Source organism: Allokutzneria multivorans, assembly GCF_039537405.1.
Taxonomy (GTDB): domain Bacteria; phylum Actinomycetota; class Actinomycetes; order Mycobacteriales; family Pseudonocardiaceae; genus Allokutzneria; species Allokutzneria multivorans.
Genome location: NZ_BAABAL010000009.1, coordinates 75,340 through 100,161, shown reverse-complemented (window position 1 = coordinate 100,161; position 24,822 = coordinate 75,340). Strand labels below are relative to the sequence as shown.

General features: G+C 70.8%; 23 protein-coding genes. 11 read left to right on the top strand and 12 right to left on the bottom strand.

All coding sequences use genetic code 11. The annotated features are described in order from the left end of the window. Nucleotides 1-33: 33 nt before the first annotated feature. Nucleotides 34-699, top strand: a complete 666-nt coding sequence (locus tag ABD798_RS15380; protein WP_344875185.1) for a DUF3153 domain-containing protein — start codon at nt 34-36, stop codon at nt 697-699. Here the strand turns inward: ABD798_RS15380 and metF are convergent, their stop codons facing one another. Then, nucleotides 700-1,611: a methylenetetrahydrofolate reductase [NAD(P)H] gene (gene metF / locus ABD798_RS15375; protein ID WP_344875183.1), complete on the bottom strand. Its 912-nt coding sequence runs from the start codon at nt 1,609-1,611 to the stop codon at nt 700-702. It abuts the gene before it with no gap. 215 nt (nt 1,612-1,826) lie between these two features. Between metF and ABD798_RS15370 the strand changes: the two genes are divergently transcribed. Together ABD798_RS15370 and mptB are read left to right on the top strand one after the other, a co-directional pair. Continuing rightward, the gene (locus tag ABD798_RS15370; protein ID WP_344875181.1) at nt 1,827-2,939 is read left to right on the top strand and encodes a polyprenyl synthetase family protein; all 1,113 of its coding nucleotides are present in this window, start codon (nt 1,827-1,829) and stop codon (nt 2,937-2,939) included. A gap of 70 nt (nt 2,940-3,009) precedes the next feature. Beyond that, complete coding sequence (mptB, locus tag ABD798_RS15365) at nt 3,010-4,623, top strand: polyprenol phosphomannose-dependent alpha 1,6 mannosyltransferase MptB (protein WP_344875179.1); 1,614 nt, start codon at nt 3,010-3,012, stop codon at nt 4,621-4,623. A gap of 83 nt (nt 4,624-4,706) precedes the next feature. Here mptB and ABD798_RS15360 read toward each other — a convergent pair whose 3' ends face one another. Then, nucleotides 4,707-5,072 carry an Rv2175c family DNA-binding protein gene (locus tag ABD798_RS15360; RefSeq protein WP_344875177.1) on the bottom strand — a complete coding sequence of 122 codons (366 nt, stop codon included), beginning with the start codon at nt 5,070-5,072 and terminating at the stop codon, nt 4,707-4,709. Nucleotides 5,073-5,213: 141 nt separating this feature from the next. Between ABD798_RS15360 and ABD798_RS15355 the strand changes: the two genes are divergently transcribed. Next, nucleotides 5,214-7,199, top strand: a complete 1,986-nt coding sequence (locus tag ABD798_RS15355) for a Stk1 family PASTA domain-containing Ser/Thr kinase (RefSeq protein ID WP_425549230.1) — start codon at nt 5,214-5,216, stop codon at nt 7,197-7,199. Between the two features lie 436 nt (nt 7,200-7,635). Here ABD798_RS15355 and ABD798_RS15350 read toward each other — a convergent pair whose 3' ends face one another. Beyond that, nucleotides 7,636-9,024: a class II 3-deoxy-7-phosphoheptulonate synthase gene (locus ABD798_RS15350; RefSeq protein ID WP_344875173.1), complete on the bottom strand. Its 1,389-nt coding sequence runs from the start codon at nt 9,022-9,024 to the stop codon at nt 7,636-7,638. Nucleotides 9,025-9,161: 137 nt separating this feature from the next. On the opposite strand from ABD798_RS15350, the gene ABD798_RS15345 reads away from it, so the two are divergent. The 3 genes from ABD798_RS15345 (at nt 9,162) to ABD798_RS15335 (ending at nt 13,915) form a co-directional block, all read left to right on the top strand. Next, nucleotides 9,162-10,208 carry a DUF2891 domain-containing protein gene (locus ABD798_RS15345; RefSeq protein WP_344875171.1) on the top strand — a complete coding sequence of 349 codons (1,047 nt, stop codon included), beginning with the start codon at nt 9,162-9,164 and terminating at the stop codon, nt 10,206-10,208. Between the two features lie 71 nt (nt 10,209-10,279). Continuing rightward, a complete protein-coding gene (locus ABD798_RS15340) occupies nt 10,280-11,614 on the top strand; it encodes a ferredoxin--NADP reductase domain-containing protein (protein ID WP_344875768.1) in 1,335 nt (444 codons plus the stop codon). 57 nt (nt 11,615-11,671) lie between these two features. After that, nucleotides 11,672-13,915, top strand: a complete 2,244-nt coding sequence (locus tag ABD798_RS15335; RefSeq protein WP_344875169.1) for an NHL repeat-containing protein — start codon at nt 11,672-11,674, stop codon at nt 13,913-13,915. 208 nt (nt 13,916-14,123) lie between these two features. Here the strand turns inward: ABD798_RS15335 and ABD798_RS15330 are convergent, their stop codons facing one another. The 3 genes from ABD798_RS15330 to ABD798_RS15320 form a co-directional block, all read right to left on the bottom strand. After that, nucleotides 14,124-15,149: a 6-phosphofructokinase gene (locus ABD798_RS15330; RefSeq protein ID WP_344875168.1), complete on the bottom strand. Its 1,026-nt coding sequence runs from the start codon at nt 15,147-15,149 to the stop codon at nt 14,124-14,126. Between the two features lie 268 nt (nt 15,150-15,417). Then, nucleotides 15,418-15,906, bottom strand: coding sequence for a polyadenylate-specific 3'-exoribonuclease AS (locus ABD798_RS15325; RefSeq protein WP_344875166.1), 489 nt, complete (start codon nt 15,904-15,906; stop codon nt 15,418-15,420). 21 nt (nt 15,907-15,927) lie between these two features. Beyond that, nucleotides 15,928-16,656, bottom strand: coding sequence for a lysophospholipid acyltransferase family protein (locus ABD798_RS15320; RefSeq protein WP_344875164.1), 729 nt, complete (start codon nt 16,654-16,656; stop codon nt 15,928-15,930). 187 nt (nt 16,657-16,843) lie between these two features. Here ABD798_RS15320 and ABD798_RS15315 point away from each other — a divergent pair, with 187 nt between their 5' ends. The 3 genes from ABD798_RS15315 to ABD798_RS15305 all read left to right on the top strand — a co-directional run bounded on the left by ABD798_RS15315 (nt 16,844) and on the right by ABD798_RS15305 (nt 18,400). After that, nucleotides 16,844-17,614 (top strand): alpha/beta hydrolase, encoded by a 771-nt coding sequence (locus tag ABD798_RS15315; protein WP_344875162.1) that lies wholly within the window; start codon nt 16,844-16,846, stop codon nt 17,612-17,614. Continuing rightward, entirely contained in the window at nt 17,611-18,111 is a 501-nt protein-coding gene (locus ABD798_RS15310; RefSeq protein WP_344875160.1) for a hypothetical protein, read from the top strand. The genes ABD798_RS15315 and ABD798_RS15310 overlap by 4 nt, the downstream gene beginning before the upstream one ends. 160 nt (nt 18,112-18,271) lie before the next feature. Continuing rightward, entirely contained in the window at nt 18,272-18,400 is a 129-nt protein-coding gene (locus ABD798_RS15305; protein ID WP_344875158.1) for a hypothetical protein, read from the top strand. 77 nt (nt 18,401-18,477) lie between these two features. On the opposite strand, the gene ABD798_RS15300 is transcribed toward ABD798_RS15305, so the two are convergent. From ABD798_RS15300 to ABD798_RS15275, 6 genes are all read right to left on the bottom strand, one after another. Beyond that, entirely contained in the window at nt 18,478-19,440 is a 963-nt protein-coding gene (locus ABD798_RS15300) for an ROK family glucokinase (protein WP_344875156.1), read from the bottom strand. After that, on the bottom strand, nt 19,434-19,766 hold the full coding sequence (locus ABD798_RS15295; RefSeq protein ID WP_344875154.1) for a hypothetical protein: 333 nt from the start codon (nt 19,764-19,766) through the stop codon (nt 19,434-19,436). The genes ABD798_RS15300 and ABD798_RS15295 overlap by 7 nt, the downstream gene beginning before the upstream one ends. Nucleotide 19,767: 1 nt before the next feature. Then, on the bottom strand, nt 19,768-20,976 hold the full coding sequence (locus ABD798_RS15290) for an ArsA family ATPase (protein WP_344875153.1): 1,209 nt from the start codon (nt 20,974-20,976) through the stop codon (nt 19,768-19,770). Nucleotides 20,977-21,002: 26 nt separating this feature from the next. Then, nucleotides 21,003-21,446 (bottom strand): SRPBCC family protein, encoded by a 444-nt coding sequence (locus tag ABD798_RS15285; RefSeq protein WP_344875151.1) that lies wholly within the window; start codon nt 21,444-21,446, stop codon nt 21,003-21,005. 22 nt (nt 21,447-21,468) lie between these two features. Next, entirely contained in the window at nt 21,469-22,254 is a 786-nt protein-coding gene (locus tag ABD798_RS15280; protein ID WP_344875149.1) for a metallophosphoesterase family protein, read from the bottom strand. A gap of 227 nt (nt 22,255-22,481) precedes the next feature. Continuing rightward, a complete protein-coding gene (locus ABD798_RS15275) occupies nt 22,482-22,859 on the bottom strand; it encodes a polyketide cyclase / dehydrase and lipid transport (RefSeq protein ID WP_344875147.1) in 378 nt (125 codons plus the stop codon). A gap of 108 nt (nt 22,860-22,967) precedes the next feature. On the opposite strand from ABD798_RS15275, the gene ABD798_RS15270 reads away from it, so the two are divergent. After that, complete coding sequence (locus tag ABD798_RS15270) at nt 22,968-24,794, top strand: AMP-dependent synthetase/ligase (RefSeq protein WP_344875145.1); 1,827 nt, start codon at nt 22,968-22,970, stop codon at nt 24,792-24,794. The last annotated feature ends 28 nt before the right edge of the window (nt 24,795-24,822 follow it).

The window sequence follows — 24,822 nt, the reverse complement described above, 5'->3', positions numbered from 1 at the left end:
TGTGCGGCCTGCGGCGCTGGCACGATGAGCCGGGTGCCGTCCCGCGTCCGCCGTCGTGCCGTCCTCGTGCTGGCGCTGCTCGGGGTGCTGCTGCTCAGCGGTTGCGTGCGGGCGCGGATGACGCTCGCGGTCTCCGAGGACGACCGGGTCACCGGCGACCTCCAGGTGCTCGCGGCGCCGCAGCGGGAGGGCGACGCCGGGCCGCAGCTGGTGGTGCCCGCCGGGCTCACCGGGCGGGCGCGGGTCACGAAGGCGACGGCGGCGGACGGTTTCACCGGCTCGCAGCTGACCTTCACCGGGCTGACCTTCGAAGAGCTGCGGCTGCTGTCGGCGACCGCCACCGGCGACAGCGGGAAGTACCAGTTCAGCCTGCGCCGCTCGGGCGGGATCGTGACGCTCTCCGGCTCGGTGGACCTGACGCAGCTCAGCCCCGACCGCACGGACGTGCAGATCAAGGTCAACTTCCCCGGCAAGGTGAACAGCGGCAACGGCCGCGCGCGCGGCAACGAGGTCACCTGGTCGCCGAAACCGGGGCAGGTCACCGAGCTGAACGCGCTGGCCCGCTACGCCGACGCCACCTCGGAGGCGTGGGTGCGCTGGGCGCTGATCGTGGGCGGGGCGACGGGCCTCGCGGCGGTGATCGTGATGGCCATGGCCTACACCGTCCACCGCCGCGAGCTGCGGCTGTCGCCGGCCTAGCTAGCTCCGCGCGCGGGCGGGAAGCAGGCCGAGCCGGTCGAGCACCTGCACGGTCGAGTTGGACCGGTTCATCGTGTAGAAGTGCAGCTGCTTCAGTCCCTCGTCGAGCAGCCGCTGCGCCAGCTCGGTGGCGATGTCGACGCCGACCGCGCGCACGGCTTCCAGGTCGCCCGCGTGCGGCTCGACCCTGGCGATGACCTCCGGCGGGATCTCCGTGTTGGCCATCTCGGCCATCTTCTGGATGCCCTTGACCGAGCGGATCGGCATCAGCCCGGGCAGCAGCGGCACCTCGTCCAGGTCGATCCCGCGCGCGGCGATGCGGTCGCGCAGCCGCAGGAAGTCCTCGACGCGGAAGAACATCTGCGACACCGCGTAGTGCGAGCCCGCGCGCAGCTTGCGCACGAAGAACTCGGCGTCGGAGTCCAGGTCTGCGGAGCGCGGGTGGCCGAACGGGTAGGCGGCGACGCCCACGCAGAAGTCACCGAGGCCGCGGATGAGCTGGACCAGCTCCTCCGCGTAGGTCAGGCCCTGCGGGTGCTTGACCCACTCGCCGTTGGGGTCGCCGGGCGGGTCGCCGCGCAGCGCGAGGATGTTGCGCACGCCGACCGAGGCGTAGGAGCCGATGACGTTGCGCAGTTCGGCGACCGAGTGGTTGACCGCGGTCAGGTGCGCGACCGGGGTCAGCGTGGTCTCCTGCGCGATGCGCCCGGTGACCCGGATCGTGCGGTCGCGGCTGGAGCCGCCCGCGCCGTAGGTCACCGACACGAAGGCGGGGTCGAGCGGTTCCAGCTCCCTGATGGCGCGCCAGAGCTGGCGCTCGGCCTCGGCGTCCTTCGGCGGGAAGAACTCCACCGAGAACACCGGGCGATCACTGTCACTGCTCACGCGGAGCCGGTCAACCACCGCCGTCATGGGTCAAGGTTACTCGGGGTGTCCGCTGGCCGGACATGGAGTTCCACTAACTGGAAGAAGGTACAAAGCACCCTTGACGGGCGAACGGGAGACGCCTGGCGTGAGGTGGGCGATATCGGGGGACCTCTCTTGTGTCTCGTGCGTCTTCCGTTCACCGGAGCAGGCAGGCACACCCCGACTTGGCCGCCCCCCACCACTAGGCAGAGGATGTCTCCGTGCTCGAACAGCAGGTAGATCGGCACTCTGACGTGGACGCCACCCTCACCGCGCACGTGGAGCACGAGCTCCGCGTGTTCCTGGGGCAGCAGCGGAGCACGGCGGCCGACATCGACGAGGCCTTCGCCAGCGCGGTGGGCGCGCTCTCCGACTTCGTGATCTCCGGGGGCAAGCGCATCCGGCCCACCTTCGCCTGGTGGGGCTGGCGGGCGGCGGGCGGCGACCCGGAGGACCTGGACGCGGTGGTGCCGGTGCTGCGCGCGGTCAGCTCGCTGGAGCTGATCCAGGCGTGCGCGCTGGTGCAGGACGACCTGATGGACGACTCGGACATGCGCAGGGGTCAGCCGACGGTGCACGTGGCCTTCGCCGCCAAGCACCGCGAGCTGGGCTGGTCGGGCGGCGCGGAGCGGTTCGGGCTGTCGGCGGCGCTGCTGCTCGGCGACCTGGCGCTGGTCTGGGCCGATGACATGGTGCGCTCGTCGGGGCTGAGCCTCGAGGCGCTCGCGCGGACGAACGAGGCCTGGCGCGGCATGCGCACGGAGGTCCTGGCCGGGCAGTACCTTGACGTGCTCGCGCAGGCGCGGGCCGCCACCGACCTGCACAGCGCGGAGCAGGTCAGCCGCTACAAGACCGCCGCCTACACCGTGGACCGGCCGCTGCACTTCGGCGCGTCGATCGCCGGGGCGGACCCGGAGCTGATCGCGGCGCTGCGGCGCTACGGCGCGGACATCGGCATCGCCTTCCAGCTGCGCGATGACCTGCTCGGGGTGTTCGGCGACCCGGCGGTCACCGGCAAGCCCGCCGGTGACGACCTGCGCGAGGGCAAGCGGACGCCGCTGGTGGCGCACGGGCTGGAGCTGGCGCGCAAGGCGGGCGAGACGGCGTCGGCGGAGCTGATCGAGAGCGCGCTGGGCGTCCCCGAGCTGGACGGCGGGCTGCTGGAGCGGGTGCGGGCCACGCTGATCAGGCTGGGCGCGGTGCGCGCCGTGGAGGAGCGGATCAACCGGCTGACCGGTTCCGGGCTCGCCGCCCTCGAATCGGTGACGATCACGCCCGCGGCCGTCACCCGACTGCGTGAACTCGCCCAGGAAGTCACCCACCGCAGCTACTGACGGTCGCCGCAGCCGTCGGGCGAGGCGTTGCGTACAAGCGCTCCCTGGGGCTATGGGACCATGGCCAGCGATGTCCACCATGTCCTCTCCGCCCATCACGGGTCCCGGCGACGAGCCGGACTCGAGCGAACCCGGGGGGCGCACCCGGGTCGCCGAGCGGCCAGTCGAGCGCGCGCACCCGGGCCAGGTCGCCGACTCCGGCACCGGGACCTCGGGGACCTCCCGGACGGCAACGGCCACCGGGATCCCCAGCCGCACCATCCTGCTCGGTGTCATCGGCGCCTGTCTCGCGGCGCTGGGGGCACTCGGGGCGGGCGGCATCCTGGTCAGGGACCCCATCCTGTCCGGGACCCCACTGACCTGGGTCCGCTTCGGGCACGGCAAGAACCTGGCCGAGCTCGTGGTCTACCTGGGCGTGGGCCTGCTGGTCTGGGCCTGGGTGCGACTGGGCAGGCACGTGCGCGCGGGCCGCGTCGGCCGCAAGGGCGTGCTGCTGGCCATCGGCGCGTGGTGCGTGCCGGTCATGCTGGGCCCGCCGCTGTTCACCAGGGACGTCTACAGCTACCTCGGCCAGGGCCTGCTGCCGCTGGAGGGACTGGACACCTACGCGCTCGGCCCGGCCGCGGTGGACGGCCCGATCGCGGAGAACGTGGCGTGGATCTGGCAGACCACCCCGGCCCCGTACGGGCCGCTGTTCATCCTGATCGCCAAGGGCGTCGTGGCGATCAGCGGGCACAACATGATCGCGGGCGTGCTGCTGATGCGCGTCGCGCTCATCGGTGGCCTGCTGATGCTGTGCTGGGCGCTGCCGAGGCTGGCCGAGCGCGTCGGCGGCAACCCGTCGGTGGCGCTGTGGATCGGCGTCGCCAACCCGCTCGTGGTGGTGCACCTGGTCGGCGGGCCGCACAACGACCTGATGATGGTCGGCCTGCTCGCCGTCGGCACGCTGATGGTGATGCGCCGACAGCACGTGCTGGGCATCGTCCTGGTCACCCTCGGCGCCGCGATCAAGATCCAGGCCGTCGTCGTGCTGCCGTTCCTGGTCTGGATCTGGGCGCGGCACCTCAGGGGCACCGACCTGGCGCGCTTCACCAGGGCCGCGGGGACCGGGGCCGCGGTGTTCTTCGCCGCCTTCGCCGCCTGCCAGCTGGTCGCCAACGTCAGCCTCGGCTGGATCCCGGCGCTCTCGGCGAACTCCGTGGTGATCAACTGGACCTCGCTGCCGACCGGCGCGGGTCAGCTGGCGCACGGCATCGCGAGCTGGTTCTACAGCCCCAGCCACAGCCTCTACTACAACACCGCGCGCACCCTGGGCATGGCGCTGCTCGGCTACATCGCGCTGCGGCAGTGGTGGAAGTCCCGGGACGGCGAGGAGGCCAACGTCCTCCGGCGGGCCGCGCTGGTGATGCTGGGGATGTCGGTGCTGTTGCAGACCACCTTCCCCTGGTACTTCACGCTGGCGCTGGCGCTGGCCGCCGCGCTGCCGCTGTCGGAGTGGGCCTCGACGGTGATCGTCTTCGGCTCGGCCTTCCAGATCGCGATCAGCTACCCCGACGGTGACGCGGCGAGCAACAACTACCTGCACGTCGCCGTCCTGGTGCTGCTGGCGTGGCTGGCCGCCACCTCGCTGGTGCGGCCGGACCCGCTGAAGTTCTCCAGGCGGAGCAAGGGCGCGCACCTCTAACGCGCACCACGCCAACGGCCGAACGGCGCTGCCCCTCGCGTACGGGGCAGCGCCGTTTGTCGTTGGTGTGGTGGGAAGAAGGACTAGAAGGCGAGGGCCTGCGCTCGGCGCTTCACCTCACGGCCGCGGTCGCCGCGCAGCGCGTCGATCGGCGTTCCGGGGAGGGTGTCGTCCGCGGTGAACAGCCACCGCAGGATCTCCTCGGTGTCGTATCCGGCGTCTCGGAGCACGGTCACGGTGCCGGAGAGGTGCTTGACCACGCCCGTCTCGGTGAGAAAGGCGGCGGGAACAGCTCGGACTCCGTTGCGGCGCACCGCGAGCAACTGGCCGTCTCGAAGCATCTGGTGCACTCGCGTCACCAGCAGGCCGAGCCGTTCCGCGACGTCTGGCAGCGGGAGGACCTCCACCTCGGCGTCGAGCACGTCCGGGGAGGTAGGGATCTGACTCACAGCGGTCCAGCCTGCCACAACGCGCAAGTGCATGCCGTCGCGCGGGTGTGTCACACCGACCGCTTAACATCAGGCGTTGTGGAATCGAGGGGTGCCGAACTGAGTGGGACGCTGCTGGAGCGGCGCTACCGCATCGACACCATGATCGCGCGCGGAGGCATGTCCTCGGTCTACCTGGGCCTGGACACCCGTCTCGAACGGCCCGTGGCGATCAAGGTGATGGACTCCCGGCTGTCCGGGGACCGGTCCTTCCTCGACCGGCTGGAGCGCGAGGCGCGCACGGCCGCGCGGCTGCACCACCCGAGCGTCGTGGGCGTCTACGACCAGGGTGTCGACCACCGCGAGGACGGCGAGATCGCCTACCTCGTCATGGAGTACATCGAGGGCGGGACGCTGCGCGACGTGCTGCACGAGCGGGGCGAGCTGCCGATCCCGCTGGCGCTGAGCGTGCTGGAGCCGATCCTGGCCGCGCTCGCCGCCGCGCACGAGGCCGCGCTGGTGCACCGCGACATCAAGCCGGAGAACGTCCTCATCGGTCGCGGCGGCACCGTCAAGGTGGGCGACTTCGGCCTGGTGAAGGCGATCGCGGGCGCGGGGACCACCAGCGACAGCGTCATCCTCGGCACGGTCGCCTACCTCGCGCCGGAGCAGGTCGCCACCGGCGCCGCCGACGCGCGCAGCGACGTGTACTCGGCCGGTCTGGTGCTCTTCGAGATGCTGACCGGCACGCCGCCCTACACCGGCGACACAGCGCTCTCCGTGGCTTATCGGCACGTGAACAACGACGTGCCCGCGCCGAGCACGCTGCGCCAGGGCATTCCCGCCGAGCTCGACGAACTGGTCGTGCGGGCCACCCGGCGCGACCCGTCCGTGCGGCCCTCCGACGCCACGGCGTTCCTCAACGAGCTGCGCCGGGTCCGCTCCGCGCTCGGGCTCCACCCGGTGCCGGTCCCCGTCCCGCCGAGCAAGGTCGCGGCCAAGCTGCCGTCCTACAAGCCCGCGCGCGACGACGATCCGCCGACGGAGCAGATCACCGCGATCACGGACTACACGGACGGTCCGACGGTGGTGAAGCCTCGCCAGCAGCCCGCCAGCGCGGGGCCGATGGGCACGCGGACGATGAACCGCTCCGACCTGCCCGCGATGCCCCAGCACCCACCACCGGCCGAGGCGGAGCCCGAGCCCGCGCAGCAGCAGCAGCCCAGCAAGCGCCAACGCGAACGGGCGCGCGGCAAGCGGCTCGCGCTGATCTGGTCGATCGTGATCATGGTGCTCGTGGCCGGGGTCGGCGGGACGGCGTGGTGGCTGGCGTCGGGGCGCTTCACCGACGTGCCGGTGCTCGCCGGGCAGACCCTGGTCAAGGCGCAGGAGCGGCTGCGCACCGCGGACCTGGTCGCCAAGGTCGTGCACGAGCCGCACGACGAGGTTCCGATCGACGAGGTGATCCGCTCAGACCCGCAGAGCGGCTCGAAGATGTTGCGGGGCAACGAGGTCACGGTCATCGTCTCCAGCGGGCTGCCCGAGGTGCCCCGCGTGGTCGCGGGCGCGAGCCTCACCGACGCCGAGCAGGCGATCCGCGAGGCGAAGCTCCAGCCCGCGCAGAACGCCTCCGTCAACGACTACAGCGTCGAGGTGCCGGAGGGCTTCGTCCTCAGGCTCGTCCCGGACCCGGGCGTGAAGCTGAAGGTCGGCTCACCGGTCACCATCGCGCTGTCCAAGGGCAAGCCGCCCGTCGCCGTGCCCGCGGTCGCGGGGATGACGAAGGAGACCGCCTACGCGGAGCTGCGCAGGCTCGGTTTCGAGCCCGAGGACGGCGGCCAGGACTTCAGCGCCGACTACGAGGCAGGACGCGTGGCGCGGACCGATCCGCCCGCGGGGACGAAGCTGGACTCGAAGTCCTCCAGGCGGGTGAAGGTGTTGCTGTCCAACGCCATCACTGTGCCCAACGTGACCAACCAGAAGGCCAGCGACGCCGCGAAGACCTTGCGGGAGAAGGGCTTGGACGTCGAGGTCCGGCACGTGCTCCCCGGCGGCGGCCGCGACGACGCCACCGTCGTCTCGCAGTCGGCGGCGCCCGGCACCAGGGTCAAGCCCGGCACCAAGGTCGTCCTGACCTGCCTCTTCTAACGCCCGGTAAGTGGTTGAGCTGGGGATTCCGGTCACGGGCGTCGCTGGGGTTGGGGTGTCTTCAAGACCCCCCAACCCCCCTGTTGATCATCGTTGACCACCGCAACCCCAGCAGCCTCGCGAGGTTTGCCGTCGTTGAAGACGGCCGGGGCGGGGGTTGGGTGGTCTTGAAGACCGCCGAACCCGGTGACGTACAGGACAGGCCCTAGTCACCCGGGCGAGGGCCGCGCCACGTCTGTCCCCCGTGGACGCCCCCACGCACCACCGGCACGCATCCCCTCAACCTCTTCAGCGTGGACTGACGTACCCAATGTGGCATTGGTTGCGCCAGACGAAACAAATGCCACATTGGGTACGTAAACGAGCTGGGAGCTGGGTGTGCGAAAGGCCCGGACACCTCCACTGTGGAGGTGTCCGGGCCTTTCGACGAGGTGGGTCAGGAGCGGAGCATCTCCGCGACCAGGAAGGCCAGCTCCAGCGACTGCTGGGTGTTCAGCCTCGGGTCGCAGGCCGTCTCGTAGCGGCCTGCGAGGTCGACGTCGGAGATCTCCTGGGCGCCGCCGAGGCACTCGGTGACGTCCTCCCCGGTCAGCTCGATGTGGATGCCGCCGGGGTGGGTGCCCAGCGCGCGGTGCACCTCGAAGAAGCCCTGCACCTCGTCCACGATCCGGTCGAAGTGCCGGGTCTTGTAGCCGGTGCTGGCCTCGTGGGTGTTGCCGTGCATCGGGTCGCACTGCCAGATGACCTGGTGGCCGGAGGCGGTGACCTTCTCGATGATCGCGGGCAGCACGTCGCGGACCTTGCCGTTGCCCATCCGGCTGATCAGCGTCAGCCTGCCGGGCTCGTTGCGCGGGTCGAGCCGCTCGACGTACTCCACGGCCTGCTCGGGCGTGGTGGTCGGGCCGATCTTCAGGCCGATCGGGTTGGCCAGCAGCTCGGCGAAGGCGATGTGCGCGCCGTCGAGCTGGCGCGTGCGCTCACCGATCCACAGGAAGTGCGCGGAGAGGTTGTAGAGCTTGGACTCCGCGCCGGAGTTCTCCAGCCGCAGCATGGCCCGCTCGTAGTCCAGCACCAGCGCCTCGTGGCTGGCGTAGATCTCCACGGTGTGCAGCGGGTAGGCGTCGACCCCGCACGCGGACATGAAGCGCATGCCGCGGTCGATCTCGGTGGCCAGGGCCTCGTAGCGCTCGCCGGCGGGCGAGGTGCGGACGAAGTCCTTGTTCCAGTCGTGCACGCGGCGCAGGTCGGCGACGCCGGAGCTGGTCAGCGCGCGCAGGAGGTTCATCGCGGCGCTGGCGTTGGCGTAGGCGCGGACCATCCGCGAGGGGTCGTTGACCCTGGCCTCCGGGCTGGCCACGATCGAGTTGATCATGTCGCCGCGGTAGGACGGCAGGCCGAGGGAGTCGGTGGCCGAGGAGCGCGGCTTGGCGTACTGGCCCGCGATCCTGCCGACCTTCACCACCGGCATGCTCGCGCCGTAGGTCAGCACGACCGACATCTGCAGCAGGGCGCGCATGTTCGCCCTGATGTGGGGTTCGGTGTTGTCGACGAAGGTCTCCGCGCAGTCCCCGCCCTGGAGCAGGAACGCCCGGCCCTGCGCCACCTCGGACAACCGCTCGCGGAGGCGGTCGACCTCGGCGGGAACGGTGATCGGGGGGACGCTCTCCAGCACGGTCCGCACGTTGCGGGCCTGCTCGGCACTCGGCCACTCGGGCTGTTGAGCAGCGGGGCGCGACAAAGCGTCATCGAGCCGAGCACGCAGCTCCGGCGGCAACGGGGGCAGCTCGGGCAACGTGTCGACCGGCACATCCACGGTCCAGTTCACCCAACAAGCCTACGGCGTGACGGCTATCTCCTGGCTATCGGTACTCCGGTTCCACCAGCTGGGAAGGGCTGAACTTCGTTCGCGTGCGGCCGATCGGGCGCTGTGGGCGCGCACGGGGCGGGGCAGGATGGGTTTCCATGGCCTCTCGACTGGACGACGACACCGCCGCCAGGCTCCTCTCGGTGGCGCTGGAGAACGTGCTGCGCGACCACCCGGTGCACTGGACGCACCTGATCTCCTCCGACGAGGAACTGGTCCCGCAGAGCCAGCTGCACCCGGTGTTCGCGCGCAGCTACGACTGGCACTCCTGTGTGCACCAGACGTGGCTGATCGTGCGCCTGCTGCGGCTTCGTCCGGCCCTTGCCGAGGCGGCGCGCGCAGCCGACGTGCTGGACAGCCTGCTCACGGTCGAGGGCTGCGAGAAGGAGGCCGAGTTCTTCCGAGGGCCGCGCGGCGGATACTGGGAGCGCCCGTACGGCTGGGCGTGGCTGTTCGTGCTCGACGCCGAACTGCGGTTGTGGGCGGCGCAGCTGGGCGGTGAACGCGCGGGCACGTGGGCCGACGCCCTGCGTCCACTGACGGAGGTCCTGCGCACGCGCTGGCTGGAGTGGACGGGCAAGGCGCGGTGGCCCGTGCGCAGCGGCGTGCACTCCAACACCGCGTTCGCGGCGGGCCTGGTGCTCGACTCCGCGCGGGCGGTCGGTGACACCGAACTCGTCGACGCGACCGCGGCGGCGGCGCTGCGGTGGTACGGCGCGGACGCGGGCTACGGCGGCTTCGAGCCGAACGCGTCGGACTTCCTCTCCCCCGCGTTGACGGAGATCGACGTGATGCGGCGCGTGCTTCCCGAGCCCGCGTTCCTGGACTGGCTGGCGGCGTTCTTGCCAGACCTTGAAGCGCCGAGGTGGAGCGTGCTGCGCGAGCCGGTTCCGGTTGACGACCCGTCCGACCCGCACGGCTCGCACATCTCCGGCCTGATGCTGTCCAGGGCCGCCGCGTGGCGCTCGCTGGCCGCCGTCCTGCCCGCTGAGCACCCGTACCGCGCCATCGCCGACGAGGCGGCCCGCACGCACGCCGAGGACGGCTGGCGCTACGTGTTCGGCTACGGCTACGCGGCCGACCACTGGCTGGGCACCTTCGCGGCCTACCTGGACATCGGGGCGCTGTTAGCAGACCCACACTGACCTAGAGATTAGGTAAGGCTAACCTTGGCGACGTGAGTGCTCATCAGCGTCGCCCGCTGCGGATCGCCGTCGTGGGGGCCGGTCCCGCCGGTATTTACGCGGCCGACATCCTGACGAAGTCCGACACCCCGGTCAGCATCGACCTCTTCGAGCGGCTGCCCGCGCCCTACGGCCTGATCAGGTACGGGGTCGCGCCGGACCACCCGAGGATCAAGCAGATCGTGCACGCGTTGCAGCGCGTGCTGGAGAAGCCGGAGATCCGCCTGCTGGGCAACGTGCACTACGGCCTGGACATCACGCTGGAGGACCTCCGCAGGCACTACGACGCGGTGATCTTCTCCACCGGCGCCGCCAAGGACCGCGACCTCGACATCCCGGGCATCGAGCTGCCGGGCAGCTACGGCGGCGCGGACTTCGTGTCCTGGTACGACGGGCACCCCGACGTGCCGCGCGACTGGCCGCTGACCGCGCGCAGCGTGGCGGTGCTGGGCGTGGGCAACGTGGCGCTGGACGTGGCGCGCATCCTGGCCAAGCCCGCCGACGAGCTGCTCTCCACCGAGATCCCCGACAACGTCTACCGGGGCCTCGCCGCCAGCCAGGTCACCGACGTGCACGTCTTCGGCAGGCGCGGCCCGGCGCAGGCGAAGTTTACGCCGCTGGAGCTGCGCGAACTGGACCATTCGCCCAGCGTCGAGGTCCTGGTGTACCCCGAGGACATCGAGTTCGACGACGGCAGCATGGCCGCGATCCACTCCAGCAACCAGGTCCGCCAGGTCGTGAAGACCTTGCAGGACTGGGCGATCCGCGATCCCGGGAACCGTCCGAGGCGGCTGCACCTGCACTTCCTGCACCAGCCCGTCGCGGTGCTCGGCGCGGACGGCGTGACGGGTCTGCGCACCGAGCGCATGGAGCTGGACGGCAACGGCGGCGCGCGCGGCACGGGCGCGTTCCACGACTGGGACGTGCAGGCCGTGTACCGCGCGGTCGGCTACCTCGGGTCGCACCTGGCGGACCTGCCGTTCGACCACTCCTCCGGCACCGTCCCGCACGACGCGGGCCGCGTGCTGGACCAGGACGGCCAGCAGCTGCCCGGCTGCTACGTCACCGGCTGGATCAAGCGCGGGCCGGTCGGGCTCATCGGGCACACCAAGGGCGACGCGCTGGAGACGGTCGGCAGCCTGCTCGCCGACCTGCCGACGCTGCGCACCGCGCCCGAGCCGGACCCCGCCGCGGTGCTGGACCTGTTGGAGCGCAGGGACATCCGCTACACCACGCACGAGGGCTGGAACCGGCTGGACGTGCACGAGCTCCGGCTCGGTGACGCGCGCGGCCGAGAGCGGATCAAGGTCGTCTCGCGCGAGGAGATGCTGGCGATCTCCCGCGACGAGGTGATTCACGCCCGATGAGGCAGCCCTAGGAGCAAACGCTTCTCCGCGTGGCCAAAGGCTTCGAGACTCGCGGCCATGTGGAAACGCCTGTTGCTCGCGACGATCCTCGTCGTGCCGGGTGCGACGGCGGTGGCTGAGACCCCGCTGTCGCACCGCACGTCGTGGCTCGGGGAGACCCTGTCCGCCGAGGACGCAGCCTCCCTCCACCCGACCGACCAGGGCTGGCCCGGCTACGGCAGGAAATGGGTCCAGGTCCGGGTCGCGTCGGTTTTCGTCGACCCACAGAGCACCGATGGCTTGGCGTACACCAATTCCGTGTACGACGAGATGTCACGGGAGAAGGGCGTCTACCGCTTCGGGGTCGGGGCGACGGCGCGGCCGGTGGCCCAGCTCTACCCGCAGGGCTCCGGCGGGACGGTCGTGGCGGGCGACGACAAGTACTTCTACGCCGACCACACCCGCTGGGGCGAGCGGTTGCCGGACGGCAGCCTGAAGAACCTCGGGCAGGTGCTGACGCGGTTCCAGCGCGGCTCGGTCCCGCACAAGAACCCTTGGTACGGCGACACGATCCCGATGTCTGACTTCGCGGGCGGCGACCCCGTCGCGTCGAGCTGGACGGCCGGGCGCAACCTCACCGGTGTGCCGGGCGGGCTCACAGCGGGACTCGGGTTCGTGTTCGTGTCCCGCCCTTCGGAGAACCTGATTTACGTCTACGAGCGCGAAAAGATGACGCTCGTCGCCGAGTACCCCGCGCGCAACCCCGGCGCGCTGACTTTCCGCCACGCCACGAACAGTCTGTTCGCCTTGTCCGACAACGCATCCGGCAAGCGCGAGGCGCGGGAGTGGAAGGTCCAGCCGACCGGCGCGGTCACGGCGGGCGCCACGATCACCGACGTGGGCACGTCGCCGATGGCGTTGGCCGCGAACGCCAACCGGCTGCTCATCGCGGACAACCACGTTGCGGCACAACAGGTTCGGCTCTACTCCGAGCGCAACGAGCTGATCGGCAAGCTCGGCCAGCCGGGCGGAGTCGTTGCACACAAAGGCGTTTACGGCGACGACCGCTTCGACAACCTCGCCGGGGTCGGCATCGACAAGGCGGGCAACATCACCGTCGCGGCGAACGGGCGCGGCACTTATGGCTGGCTCGACATCCGCCGCTTCACGCCGAACAACGTGTTGGACGGCAAGGTCGTCAACCACGTTTTCCTCGACGCCGCCGTGCCGGACCCGCGTGATCCGACGCAGGTGTACACGGCGTTCAACAGGTACACGCTGAACTACTCCACGACCACGCCCGGCCAGGAGTGGTCGCCGAACCGCACGCAGCTGACCGTGAACCGCGCGACCTGCCCGCACGACGGCCGGAGTCCGCATCCGGTCACCGGAGCGACGTCGCAGACGCAAGCCGTGGCGCTGCGGTACCTGAAGGGCTCAGACGGCATCGAGCGGAAGTACTTGTTCGTCCGTCCGCAGGGGCAGGCGTTCACGAACTTGGGGATCTACAAGGCCGATGGCGATGAGATGCGGCCGTCCGTGTTGTTCTCCGAAGGCGTCAACGCGTGGCCGGACGGCACCCCGGCGACTCCCGGGCGGCGGAAGTGGGTCGACACCAACGCCGACTGCCGCGTCAGCCCCGGCGAGATCACCGACATGGCCGACGGCCGCGACTGGATCTCCTTCGCGCACTCGATCGACGTGAAGGGCGGGGTGTGGGGAACCGGCCCCAACCTCAAGTACGTGCACCACTTCCCGCTGCGCTCGTTCGACGCCGCCCAGAACCCGCAGTACGGCAGCGCGGAGAACATCCTGCTGGCCGACGCGCCGATGGACAAGATCCTCAACGTCCACTACGTCGACGCCACCGACACCATGTACCTCTACGGCTACCGGGGAGCGCCCGCCGGGCCGACCGCGTCGCCGCGCTACATCCTCGCGAAGTACGACAACTTCAGCACACCGCAACGTCGGCTGAGCAGGTCGGTCGACATGGACTACAAGCGCTGCTGGTACTCGCAGTGGAGCATCGACCCCTGCTCGCCGATCGGCATCGCGGTCGCCGGGAACCGCGTCTACGTGGCCGATTCCGGTGCCGGAGAAGGAGATCCGGCGGGACGCGTGCGCACCTTCAGCGCCGACTCCTTGACCTACCGCGGTTCCCTCGTCGCCGGTCCCGAGGTCGGGCGCCGCGCGGGCTGGGTCGACGTCGCCGTCACCGGCATCACCGCCACCGCGCTGCCCAACGGCGAACACGTGATCTTCCGCGAGGAGGACGCCCTCACCCGCGTCCTCCTCTACCGCCACACCCCCACCACCTGAGGCCGTGGTCTTGAGCCCTGAATGACTCATTCAGGTACCTCAACTCCCCGAATGAGTCATTCAGGACCCTCAACGCACCAAACGGGCCAATGGCAGGCCGTGGTGGTGGACCTCAATGAGTCATTCAGGGCCTCAGATGCACTGAACGACCCGTTCAGTGCGTTGAGCGCGCTGAACGGGTCGTTCAGGTGTTGAGCGAATGCCTGGGTCAGCCGAAGAAGACCTCGGCCTCGGCGTAGCGCTCGGTGGGGACGGTCTTCAGTTCCGCGGTCGCCTCGGAGAGCTTGACGCGGACGATGTCGGTGCCGCGCAACGCGACCATGACGCCGAAGTCGCCGTCGTTGACCGCGTCCACCGCGTGCAGGCCGAAGCGGGTGGCCAGGACGCGGTCGTAGGCGGTCGGGGTGCCACCGCGCTGGGTGTGGCCGAGCACGACGGCGCGGGACTCCTTGCCGGTGCGCGCGGCGATCTCGTCGGCGAGCCAGGTGCCGATGCCGCCGAGGCGCACGTGCCCGAACGCGTCCTTCTCGCCGCTGACCAGGATCTCGGCCCCGTCCTGCGGCATGGCGCCCTCGGCGACGACGATGATCGGGGCGTACTCGCGCTCGAAGCGGCGCTGCACCCACTCGACGACCTTGTCGACGCTGAACTTCTTCTCCGGCACCAGGATCACGTTGGCGCCACCGGCGAGGCCGGAGTGCAGCGCGATCCAGCCGGCGTGCCTGCCCATGACCTCCACGACGAGCGCGCGGTGGTGGGACTCGGCGGTGGTGCGCAGCCGGTCGATGGACTCGGTGGCGATGTGCACCGCGGTGTCGAAACCGAAGGTGTAGTCGGTCGCGCCGAGGTCGTTGTCGATCGTCTTCGGCACGCCGACGACGCCGATGCCGTCGTCGGTGAGCCTCTTGGCGACGCCGAGGGTGTCCTCGCCGCCGATGGCGATGAGCGCGTCGACCTGCTGCTCGGCCAGGGTCTTGCGGATGGCGTCGACGCCGCCGTCGACCTTGTACGGGTTGGTCCGCGAGGACCCCAGGATGGTGCCGCCCCTGGTCAGGATGTCCTCGACCTGGTCGAGCCCGAGCGGGCGGGTGTGCCCCTCGATCGGCCCCTTCCACCCGTTGCGGAAGCCGACGAAGTCATGCCCGTAGACCTCGACGCCCTTGCGGACGACCGCGCGGATGACCGCGTTGAGGCCAGGGCAGTCCCCGCCGCCGGTGAGCACGCCGATGCGCATTTCATCGCCTCCTCGCTGCGCCGGATGCGCGCAGAGTGTGACCGTCGTCGCGCTCAGCCTGTCAGGAGCTTGATCGGTGCAGCGAGGCGGGTCCCCCTTGGGGCCTGTCTGGCAGGTCCGTGTTCGCGATGGCCGGGCCGAGCCCGCCCCTGGCGGCGCCGTCGGAAAGCCCACGTACAACACCGGTACGCGGTCTTCCCGCCGTCTTGCCAGGAACGACCTCGATCCCGACCCTCATCGAACGAGACCCACCAGACAGGCCCCGGGCTCAGCCCCGCTTCCAGAGGGGTTCCATGATCTTCCAGCGGACCAGGTTGTGCCTGGCGTCGGCCAGCGCGGAGTGCGCGTCGGCGGGCGGCGGGGTCAGGCGCGGGCGCTTGAGGTCCTCCCAGCGCTGCCGCAGGTCCTTGGTGTAGCGCGGGATCTCCCTGGGCAGCGCGGGCATGGCGCCCCACAGCTGCGCGAGCGCGACGTGGTCGTAGGCGGCGAACCACGCCCACAGCTCGATGTCCTCGCCGGGTTCGTTGAGGAACTCCAGCAGGTCGTCGCGGATCTGCTTGCGGCTGCGCCACGCGGGATCGGCAGGCGGCGGGAGCTTGTCCAGCACGTTCTGCCGCACCCACAGCCCGGCCCGCTCGGGGTCGAACTCGGTGGACACCGCGTAGAACTCGCGGCCCCGCTCGTCGACGACGCCGATCGACACCAGGTCGATCGTCACGCCGTCCTCGATGAACTCGGTGTCGTAGAAAAACCGCACCGCAGGGACTCTAGAGTCCGCTCAGCCCGCCTTGGCCCCCGGTACCCGGTCCGCGGCGGGCTTGCGCCGCTGGGGCGGGACGGGGTCCTTCAACTTGGCCGCGTAGACGTCCACGTACTCCTGGCCGGACATCTCCATCAGCGCGTACATGATCTCGTCGGTGACCGAGCGCTCCACGAACCGGTCGCCGCCGAGCCCGTCGTAGCGGCTGAAGTCCAGGGGCTCGCCGATCACGATGCGGATGCGGTGCGGGCGCCACATCTTGGAGCCGATGGGGTTGGCCTTGTCGGTGCCGACCATGACGACGGGGATGACCGGGACCCCGGCCTCCATCGCCATCCTGGCCACGCCGATCTTGCCCTTGTAGAGGCGGCCGTCCGGGGAGCGCGTGCCCTCGGGGTAGATGCCGAGCAGGTGGCCCTCGCGCAGCAGCCGCACCCCGGTGTCCAGCGCGCCCTGGGCCGCGGCGGCGCTGGCCCTGTCGATCGGCACCTGGCCGACCCCGCTGAAGAAGGCCCGCTTGAACCGGCCCTTGATCCCCTTGCCGGTGAAGTACTCCCGCTTGGCCAGGAAGGTCACCCGGCGCGGGATCATCAAGGGCAGGAAGAACGAGTCGGCGACCGCGAGGTGGTTGCTCGCGAGGATCGCGCCGCCCTTGCGGGGCACGTTCTCCAACCCCTCGATGGTCGGACGGAAGAACAACCGCAGCAGCGGCCCCAGAATGACGTACTTCACCAGCCAGTAGAGCACTGTGAAGACCGCCTCCTCCCTGCCCTCAGCGTGACGCGCCAGCCTACGGAGCGTTCCTTACCGAACACAACGCGGAACAGCCAACCACAGTGCCCAACTCGATGAGATCTGCCGCACCGTCGGTGACGCGTGGGACTATGGAGGGCGGCGTCTCGCCGTCACCCAGCAAGAGACCAGGGAGGCCATGGTGCCCGTGCTGACCGGTGCGGAGCCCTTCGCTCACGAGGGCTCCGACGACATCGGTGTACTGCTCTGCCACGGTTTCACCGGAACGCCGCACAGCATGCGGCCCTGGGCGGAGCACTTGGCCGCCGAGGGCTTCTCGGTGCGCGTTCCGCTGCTCCCGGGGCACGGGACGCGGTGGCAGGACATGAACCGCACCCGGTGGCAGCACTGGTACGACCGGCTCGACACGCACTTCGGCCAGTTGTCCGCGCGGTGCCGCTCGACCTTCGTCTTCGGCCTGTCGATGGGCGGGACCCTGGCGCTGCGGCTCGCGCAGCGGCACGGGGCCGAGGTCGCCGGGCTCGCGCTGGTCAACCCCTCGCTCACCACGCTCCAGCGCGGCGCGCGCCTGGTCCCGCTGCTGTCCAAGGTGTGGCCGTCGGTGGCGGGCATCGCCGACAACATCGCCAAGCCCGGGGTGCACGAGGTCGCCTACGACCGCACCCCGCTGCGCGCGGCGGCCAGCCTGCAACAGCTCTGGGGCGTGGTCCGCGACGACCTCGGCCGCGTGCAGCAACCGCTGCTGCTGTTCCGCTCGGCCGTGGACCCCGTCGTGCCCGCGATCAGCTCGCGACTGCTGCTGGACGGGGTGACCAGCGACGATGTGACCGAGGTCGTGTTGCCGGACAGCTACCACGTCGCCACGCTCGACCACGACGCTCCGACGATCTTCGCGGCGAGCACGGAGTTCGCGCGCCGCGTGCACGAGTCCAGGGTGGGGGAAGCCGCTTGAGCAAGAAGGCAGAGGAGACCGGCGGTCCCGAGGACGTCGACGCCGCGTTCGCCGCGATCGTGGCCGGACTGCAACGCGAGGGGGTCTCCGCCGACTGGCCCGACAGCGAGGCCGGGACCGGCGAGAAGAAGGCCGAGAAGAAACCCAAGGCGCAGGAGCCGGAACCCGACTCCGCGGCGGCACCCTCCGGATCAACGCCCGACCCCGCGAGCGGGTCTTCGGGGTCCTCGGCGTCGTCGGCGTCTTCTCTCGACGACCACTTCGTTCCGCCGGAGCCGCCGCCCCTGCCCCCGCTGCGCCCGGCGACGCTCGGCGCGTTCGCCCTGCTGTGCGTCGGCGCGCTGCTGCTGATCGCGCCGAGCGTGCTCGGCATGGCGGCGAGCTCGGCCACCCCGCTCGCCCTGCTGGCGATCAGCGGCGGCATCGGCTGGCTGGTGCTGCGGATGCGCAAGGGACCCCCGCCGGACTCCGGCTGGGACGATGGCGCACAGGTCTAGACCACTACGCAGAGTGGTCCAGACCACAAACCGTGGGCCAACTCGGTGAGATCGAGCACGAAAGTGATTTTCCGCTTGTCACAACGATTCAGTGCTGCCGTAACGTGATCGCGGGCTCCGGGGCACAACCCCGGGACCCGCGCACCGGAGGGAGTGACTCATGGATCAGTTGCAAGCCTTCGTGCTCGTGCGTGCGCTGTCCCGGGCCGCCGAACAGCGGTCCGAGCGGCGCACGCACCACTCCACCGAGAAGCCGCGTCGCCGGTTGCTCCGCCGTCGCAACCGCTAGGGCCTTCTCCGCGAGAGCACGACGAGTGAGCGCTGTCGGCAGCGTCGCCGGCCGCGTCCTCCTCCAGCTCGACATCCTCAGCGGGGGTTGAGCCGCCGCCCGGCGAGATCGGCCGCGAGCGAGGCGGCTCCCACTATCCCGGCGTCATCGCCCAGCTGAGCGGTGCGGATGCGCGCGAGCGGCCGGTGCCCCGCCCCCGTCACCAGCGACGCGTAGCGCTCGCGAGCGTCGTCGAGGAACAGCGGCGCCGACTGCGAGACCCCGCCGCCGATCACGATCACCTCGGGGTCGTAGACGTCAGCCACCAGCGCCAAGCCCTGACCGAGCCATTTCGCCAGCTCGTCCATCGCCCGCTGTGCCAACGGATCGCCGTCCAGCGCGGCCCCCGCGACCTTCCTGCCGGTGACCGCGCGCATGTCGCCCGCGGCCTCCCGCGCGAGCAGCGTCGAGCAGCCCGGGTCGCGCGCCAGCATCTCCACGGCGGTCGCGGCGAGCGCGGTGCCGCTGCAGTACCGCTCCCAGCACCCGCGCTTACCGCACGGGCACGGCCGACCGTCCGGCACCACGCGCAGGTGACCCAGCTCGGGGGCGACGCCGTAGGCCCCCCGGAAGATCTCGCCGTCGATCAGCAGCGCGCCACCGATGCCCGTGCCGAGCGCGACCAGCGCGGCGACTCGCGTCCCGCGCGCGGCACCGAAGCGGTACTCGGCGAGCGCGGCCGCGTTGGCGTCGTGCTCCAGCACCACCGGCAGCCCGAGCCGCCCGGAGATCCGCTCGGCCACGTCGGCGTTGCGCCAGGCCAGGTGCGGGGCGAAGCGCACTCCCCTGCGGTCCGCGGTGACGAACCCGGCGACGGCCAGCCCGAGCGCGGTGACCTGGTGCCGCGAGGCCAGGTCCTTGACCTCCGCGACGATCGCGTCCTCCAGCGGCGCTTCGCCGCTCGGGGTGGGCGCGACGGCGGTGTCCAGGATGGCGCCGTACGCGTCGACGACGCCCGCCCGGACGCTCGTGCCGCCCACGTCGACGCCGACGGTCAGCACCGGTCGACGCTGATCTTCTGCACCCGCGGCGCGGGCTCCGGGCGGGGTTCGGGTTCCGGCGCGGCCTCGGGCTCCGGCTCCGGGCTCTGCGGTTCCATCGACGCGCGCAGCACGGTCAGCAGGCCGCTGAGGTGCTCGGCGGCCTTCGCGGCGAGTTCCGGCCGCTCCCCGCGAGCCAGGGAAATGGCCGCGCACAAGGGACACCAGGTGCAGCTCGCACGGTGTTCGGCGTCAGGATCTTGGGCAATCTTCCGCAGCCAAGGCTCAGCGCGCTGAGCAACGGCGTCCAACAGCTGCCTCAGCTCCTGGTTCACGTTCTCGCTCATGTCACCGCATCCACACTCGGGGGTCGGGGCGGAACCGCACCGTGATGCCCTCGTCGTCCGCGCTCGCGCCGACGATCTCGCAGCGGCACAGCACGGCGGGCAGCGCCACCAGCCTGCGGCGGCCGTCGAGGGTGATCACCAGCTCATCATCGACCCTGGCCAGGTCCAGCTGCGCGTCGGCGGCCAGCGGCAGGTGCAGCCGCATCGCGTACTCGGAGTCCAGGCCCTTGCCGCCGCCGGTGACCTCGATCAGCTCAGCGCCGACCGCCCCGCCGAGCGGATCACCGTCGCCGTACAGCTCCGCGGCGACCTCCAGCAGCGCGAGCACCCCGATGGGCTCCTCAGCGCGGTGGCCGACCGTGTTCAGCGGGGTCCGCACGTCGCCGCCCAGCTCGCTGAGCACGGCGTCCTGCTCGGTGCGCCTGGTGCGCAGCCACGCGGCCGCGACGCCCTCCTCGCCCTCGACCTCGGGGAGCAGGCGGTTGGCGACCAGCCGGTCGACGCGGATGCCCTGCAACGCGAGCGCGGTCAGCGTGCGACGGGTCTCCGCCGCGACGACGCGCTCCGGCGTGAGCACGAGGCGGACGCTGGTGACGTTCTGGTCGATCAGCATGGCGCGCAAGGACTCCAGCCGTTCGGCCAAGCGGCCCAACGCGTCGGCCGCGGAGTCCCAACGCTCCACAGTGGAGCTTCCGGCCAGCCCGGCGAGCAGTCCGCGCACCACCCTGCGGTGGGTCGGGAACAGCCGCTCCAGGTACCCGGCGAGCGCCTCCGGCAGCGACAGCAGGCGCAGCGTCTCGGCGGTCGGCCCGCAGTCCACGACCACGGTCTCCCAGGGGCCGGTCGCCGCGAGCCGCTGGACCTCCGACAGCGCCAGCAGCTCCTCGACGCCGGGCAGGACGGTCAGCTCCTCGGCCTGCACCTCGTCGACGCCCGCCCCGGAAAGCACGGTGTGCAGGTGCACGCGCAGCTCGCGCCACGCTCCGTCGACCAGGGACCTGGCGTCGACCTGGGCCGCGAACAGACCCGACGGTCCCGCTTCCGAGGGCTCCGCCCCCAGCGGGACGCCGAGGGCGTCGGCGAGGGAGTGCGCCGGGTCGGTGGAGACCACCAGCGCCTTGTGGCCGTCCGAAGCCAGACGAGCGGCCGTCGCGGCGGCGAGGGTCGTCTTGCCCACGCCGCCCTTACCGGTGAACAGCAGGACGCGCACGAGGGACGATTGTCCGTGACGGCGGATCAGGCCGCGCTCTCGGCCCTGTTCTTCAGCTCCTTGAGCGCCACGTCCATGATCATCTTCTCGGCCTTGCGGCGGAACAGGCCGATCATCGGGATGGTCAGCTCGACCGACAGGGAGTAGGTCACCTTGGTCGAGCAGTCGCTCTCGGGCGCGAGCACGTAGCTGCCCGCCTGCGCCTTCTGCATCTGGCCCTTGACCAGGTTCCAGCTCACCGAGCGGCCGTCCGCCGCCCAGTCGTAGTCGAGCACGTACTCGTCCTTGATCGGACCCGCGTCGATGACGAACCGGACCTGCTCACCGCGCCCGGCGGAGTCGCTGCTGAGCACCTCGGTGTGCTTCACCGCCTCGGCCCATTCCGGGTACTTCGCGAAGCCCGAGATCACCGCCATGATCTGCTCAGGGGTGGCGTCGATCACGATGGACTGAGTGGACTGGTCGGCCATGCCGCGCAGGTTACCCGTACGCCTACCACCGCAGTACATACGGCTGACGGGTGCGCTGGAAGTGCCCGACGTTCACGCACTCCGTGCGCCCCACCCTGACCCGCCGCGCGAGCGGCTGGTGCACGTGGCCGAACAGCGACCAGCGCGGCGCGTGCTTGCCGATCGCCTCCAGCAGCGCTGCCGAGCCGTACTCCGAACGCGTCGCGATCACGTCGTAGGTCAGCTCAGCGACCGCGGGCGGCACGTGGCTGCACAGAACGTCCATCGCGGGCAGCGCGCGGACGGCCTCCGCGTGCTCCTCGACCGGGCGCACGTAGGGGACCCACGGCGCGTCACGGTTCAACGTGAAACCAGGAGGGATCAAGGTCCCGCCGACGAAGCCGAAGTTCAGCCCGCCGATCTCCGCCGTGCCACCGTCGACCAGGTGCACGCCCTGACCCGCGAACTCCGGCCACAGCTCGGGCAGGTCGACGTTGCCGGGGATCGCGTAGGTGGGCGCGGTCATCGCCGCGAACATCTCCGCGTACTGCTGCCGCGCCGCGTCCCGCACCACCGCCGCCGGATCGTCCAGCGTCGCCCACAGCGAGCGGACGTAGGCGCCCGCCTCGCGCCCGTGACCCCGGCGCAGCTCCGCGAACCTGGTGACCTTCTCGGCGCCGAACACCGAGCCGAGGATGCCCTTCGAGTGGTCGAAGTAGTCGACGAAGTCGATCAGGTCCCCGAGCACCACCACTGCGTCGGCGCCCTCACCCGCCCTCGCCAGCGCTTCGGCAGCTCCGTGGACGTCGGACACCACATGGACTCGCACAACCCGACCTTAGCGACCGCGCCCCACCCCCCGGTGTTGCTCCCTGAATGACTCATTCAGGTACCTCAACGCGCTGAATGACTCATTGAGGGAGTTGAGCGTCCCCAATGACTCATTCAGCTACTTCAAGCGCACCAAACGACCCGTTCAGCGCGCTCAACGCACCAAACGGGTCGTTCGGGCGTTGAGCGGGGGCGGGAGGGGGCGTTGGGGGTGGTTGGAGATGATCAAGCGAGCGGGGGTGGTGGGTGGCCGGGAGGGCGTCCGGCCTCCAGCCTGGACTTGAGGGCGAAGCCGACGCGCTTGGCGGCGAGCTGCCTGCGCTGGGCCTCGCCGGGGCGCACGCTGCCGCCCGGTGGTGGGTCGGCGCGGAGGAAGTAGTGCAGCAGGGTCCCGTCGAGCATCGGCTCCAGCCAGACCTCCTGCGTGCCCACGAGGGCGCCGTCCACCGTCCAGCGCAGTCCCTCCACGCCCCGGTCGGCGTAGACCTCAAGCCGAAGATCCGGCCAGAACCGGCGCCACACAACGGAATCCGCGAAGACCGCGGCGACGGTGGCGGGCGGGACGGCGAGGAAGATCTCGTCGAGGACGTCAACCGATGGCATAGCGGCAGCGTGCCACGGACGGGAACATCTGGGTTACGGCCTATTGTCTGCGCGTTACCGCGCGCTACGTTAACCCGTCAGTAACACCTGTCACCCGGAGGTCATGACGTGCGTGAGTTCAGCGTCCCCGCCACCGCCACCGTGGCTGAGGAAGAAAACCTCACCGACATGGTGTGGGCGAATGCCGAGCGGTTCGGCACGGCGGTGAGCTTCCGCCGCCGCGTCGACGGGACCTGGGTGGACGTCACGGCCGCCGATTTCGCCGCCCAGGTGCTCGCGGTGGCCAAGGGCCTTGTCGCCGCCGGGCTGGAGCCGGGTGACCGGGTCGGTCTGATGTCCAAGACCCGCTACGAGTGGACGCTGATCGACTTCGCCATCTGGGCGGCGGGCTGCGCCACCGTGCCGATCTACGAGACCTCCTCGGCGCACCAGGTGGAGTGGATCCTGTCCGACTCCGGCGCCAAGGCGGTGTTCCTGGAGACGGCCGCGCACCGCAGCACCGTGGACGGCGTGGTCGACCGCCTGCCCGAGGTGCGCCACGTGTGGCAGATCGACGGCCCCGGCGCCGGCGGACCGGACCGCGAGAACACCGCGGGTGCGGTCGACGAGCTGACCGCGCTCGGCGCCGACGTCACCGACTCGCAGGTGCACGACAGCCGCAAGGACGTGAAGGCCGACGACCTCGCGACGCTGATCTACACCTCCGGCACCACCGGCCGCCCCAAGGGCTGCGAGCTGACCCACCGCAACCTCCTCGCGGAGGTGCGCGCCGAGATCGCCGCGTTCCCCCGCCTGATGCAGCCGGGCAACTCGCTGCTGGCGTTCCTGCCGCTGGCGCACGTGCTGGCCCGCGCGATCACGATCACCGGCGTCTACGCGCGGCTGACCATCGGGCACACCGCCGACGTGAAGAACCTGGTGCGCGACCTCGGCTCGTTCCGGCCGACCTTCGTCGTCGCGGTGCCCAGGGTCTTCGAGAAGGTCTACAACAGCGCCAAGCAGAAGGCGCACGCCGAGGGCAAGGGCAAGATCTTCGACGCCGCCGAGGCGACCGCGGTGGCCTTCAGCCAGGCCCAGGACGCCGGTGGCGCCGGGATCGGGCTCAAGCTCAAGCACCTGGTCTTCGACAAGCTGGTCTTCGTCAAGCTGCGCGCCGCGCTCGGCGGGCGCTGCGTCGCGGCGGTCTCCGGCGGCGCCCCGCTCGGCGAGCGGCTCGCGCACTTCTTCCGCGGCGTCGGCATCCCGGTCTTCGAGGGCTACGGCCTCACCGAGACCTCGGCGGCGGCGTGCGTGAACACCGAGCAGGCCTTCCGCGTCGGCACGGTGGGCAGGCCGGTTCCCGGCACCTCGGTGCGCATCGCCGACGACGGCGAGATCCTGGTCAAGGGCGACATCGTCTTCGAGCGCTACTGGCGCAACGAGACCGCGACCGCCGAGTCGGTCCAGGACGGCTGGTTCCACAGCGGCGACCTGGGCAAGCTGGACTCCGACGGCTTCCTGAGCATCACCGGCAGGAAGAAGGAGATCATCGTGACGGCGGGCGGCAAGAACGTCTCGCCCGCGATGCTGGAGGACCGGCTGCGCGTGCACCCGCTGATCAGCCAGTGCATGGTGGTCGGCGACAAGCAGCCGTTCATCGCCGCGCTGATCACCATCGACCCCGAGTTCTTCCCGGCGTGGAAGGAACAGCGCGGCAAGCCCAAGGACGCCTCGGTCGAGTCGCTGGCCACCGACGCGGAACTGGTCGCGGAGATCCAGGCGGCGGTGGACGAGGCCAACCAGGCGGTGTCCAACGCGGAGGCGATCAAGAAGTTCCGCATCCTGCCGGTGGACTTCACCGAGTCGGGCGGCGAGCTGACGCCGAGCCTGAAGCTGCGCCGCAACGTCGTCGCGGAGACCTTCTCCGGCGACATCAAGGCGATGTACACCAGGTGAGCGCGAGGGGCGGCCGGTCGACCCGGCC

Bases quoted from the DNA above. Each gene is read 5' to 3' on its own strand.
- ABD798_RS15355 (WP_425549230.1), top strand. From the start codon at position 5,214: ATGATCGCGCGCGGAGGCATGTCCTCGGTCTACCTGGGCCTGGACACC.
- ABD798_RS15345 (WP_344875171.1), top strand. From the start codon at position 9,162: ATGGCCTCTCGACTGGACGACGACACCGCCGCCAGGCTCCTCTCGGTG.
- ABD798_RS15295 (WP_344875154.1), bottom strand. From the start codon at position 19,766: ATGAGCGAGAACGTGAACCAGGAGCTGAGGCAGCTGTTGGACGCCGTT.
- ABD798_RS15285 (WP_344875151.1), bottom strand. From the start codon at position 21,446: ATGGCCGACCAGTCCACTCAGTCCATCGTGATCGACGCCACCCCTGAG.
- ABD798_RS15275 (WP_344875147.1), bottom strand. From the start codon at position 22,859: ATGCCATCGGTTGACGTCCTCGACGAGATCTTCCTCGCCGTCCCGCCC.
- ABD798_RS15330 (WP_344875168.1), bottom strand. From the start codon at position 15,149: ATGCGCATCGGCGTGCTCACCGGCGGCGGGGACTGCCCTGGCCTCAAC.
- mptB (WP_344875179.1), top strand. From the start codon at position 3,010: ATGTCCACCATGTCCTCTCCGCCCATCACGGGTCCCGGCGACGAGCCG.
- metF (WP_344875183.1), bottom strand. From the start codon at position 1,611: ATGACGGCGGTGGTTGACCGGCTCCGCGTGAGCAGTGACAGTGATCGC.
- ABD798_RS15305 (WP_344875158.1), top strand. From the start codon at position 18,272: ATGGATCAGTTGCAAGCCTTCGTGCTCGTGCGTGCGCTGTCCCGGGCC.
- ABD798_RS15335 (WP_344875169.1), top strand. From the start codon at position 11,672: ATGTGGAAACGCCTGTTGCTCGCGACGATCCTCGTCGTGCCGGGTGCG.